Source organism: Rhodococcus sp. 06-1460-1B (assembly GCF_002258475.1).
Lineage (GTDB): Bacteria > Actinomycetota > Actinomycetes > Mycobacteriales > Mycobacteriaceae > Rhodococcoides > Rhodococcoides fascians.
Genome location: NZ_NOYS01000011.1, coordinates 1 through 1832, shown reverse-complemented (window position 1 = coordinate 1832; position 1832 = coordinate 1). Strand labels below are relative to the sequence as shown.

The following is a 1832-nucleotide window of genomic DNA, read 5'->3' as shown; positions in this document are numbered from 1 at the left end:
GGGGCTGTTGCATTTTGTGTGAGCGGTAGTTCGACGTTGTAAAGGGGTGGCTCGGGTTCGATGCCCGGGTCACCTCTTTTTCGGCCCTGGGGTGCTCATTCAGGCCAGCGCTACGGTGTGTGTTGCGGTCAGGTGGGTGAGAATCTTGCCGATGTTGTGCACCGCGGCGTGGAAGGACCACTCACTCGTCGCCCGGTCGACGCCGCGGCTGGTGAATCGCCGGAATCCGAGGTTGTGTTTGGCATGTCCGAAGGGTGTCTCGGCGATGTGAGACCGTTTGCGGTACGTTGTGATTCCCTCCGGGGTGGCTAATCGTTCGGCCATCCTGGTAATCGAATTACCCTGTGGTGGTGCAGGATCCGATACCGGCGTAGCTACGGCCGCGGCAGCGGCGGCTTCGAGTGTCCGCGATTTCCCGGTGGCGATCAACCGGTCCGGGCCCGGTGCGTCGAGGTTCTCGATCGAACAATAGCCGGCGTCGAAGAGCATGATTCCGATCGACGGCGACTCGGCCTCGGCCGGTGCATGGTCGGCGATCACTGCCGCCGCAGCGACCGCTTTGTCGACCATCTGCTCGTAGTAGGTGACATCGGAGGGGCTGGTGCCGACGCCGGTGGCGATGATGATGCCGTCCTCGGCGGTGAATGCTTGGCAGTTGTAGCCCTGCACCCAGCCACCACCTCGCAGCGGCTGCATCCGAGAATCCGGATCGGTAATGTTGCGCCGCACCACCGTTGGCGTTGTCTGCTCACGGGCGGCGGACTGGGCGAGGGCTGCGGCGACCGATGCGCGTGCGGCGATCACGCGGTGATGATCCTCGACCGGAACCGGAACCTTGCCTTTCGGTTTCCCGCCGCGACGCGCAGCGGCGTCGGCTCGCTGCCGATACCGCGCCTCGGTGGCCTCATGGCGTGCAATTTCCCGTGCAAGACGCCGGTGAGCAGCAGCTACCTGCGCGGCAAGCGGTACCCGACCCGCCGGGGACGCTCCCGCGCCGAGACGCTCGAGGTGGCCCTCGGCGGCTGACTTCGCGGCCTTCTCGCGGGCATCGTCTTCGGCTTCGATCTGCGCCAACGCTTCAGCGATCCGCTTCGATCGCGTGGTCGGATCGGCCAACTCGGCCGGAACCCGACCCGGGCCCGGGTCGTCTTCGCCGTAGAGTTCGTCCTCGGCAGCATCGACGTCGGCATGCGCCGCGGCCGCGGCGGCGGCGATCTCTCGCGCCCGGGCCTGAGCAGCGTTCGCTGCCTCGGCTTCGGCGGCGGCGCGCAATCCGTCCGCGCTGCGGTTGGCTCCGATGGAGGCGTTCGAGGCGATCTTGACCCCGTCGAGAGCGATGGTCCCCAACGACCCCAAACCGACCCGCGCTGCCAACGTCAGCACCTGCGCGAACAGCGACTCGCAGGCTGCATGGTTGTCTTTTCGGAACCTGGAGATCGTGGCGTGATCGGGGGCATCGCCGGCGCAGATGACCCGGTAGGACACCACATCGGTGCATGCGGATTCGATCTGACGTGAAGACCGCATCCCTTTCGACCAAGCCCAGATCAGCAGCGTGAGCAGCATGTCCGGGTCGTATCCGGCGCGCCCGACCCCACCGGTGCGCCGGCCGGCATGAAAGACAGAGGTGTCCAGATGCGTGTCGACGATGTCGATCAGCATCCATACCGGATGCTCCGCCGGTAACCATTCGCGCATGTCCGGTGGAATCAGAAACTGTTGATCACGATCAACCGGTCGATAACCCTTCGCCACCAACACATTGTCCCGCACCACCGACAATGGGGTGCCTCGACACTCGAGACACCCCACCATCAAAATGCAACAGCCCC

1 protein-coding gene is annotated in these 1832 nt (G+C 65.3%); it reads right to left on the bottom strand.

Annotated features, from left to right (window positions below; all coding sequences use genetic code 11):
• Positions 1-99 precede the first annotated feature (99 nt).
• Positions 100-1761: a transposase gene (locus CH268_RS04185; protein WP_441346960.1), complete on the bottom strand. Its 1662-nt coding sequence runs from the start codon at positions 1759-1761 to the stop codon at positions 100-102.
• Positions 1762-1832 lie beyond the last annotated feature (71 nt).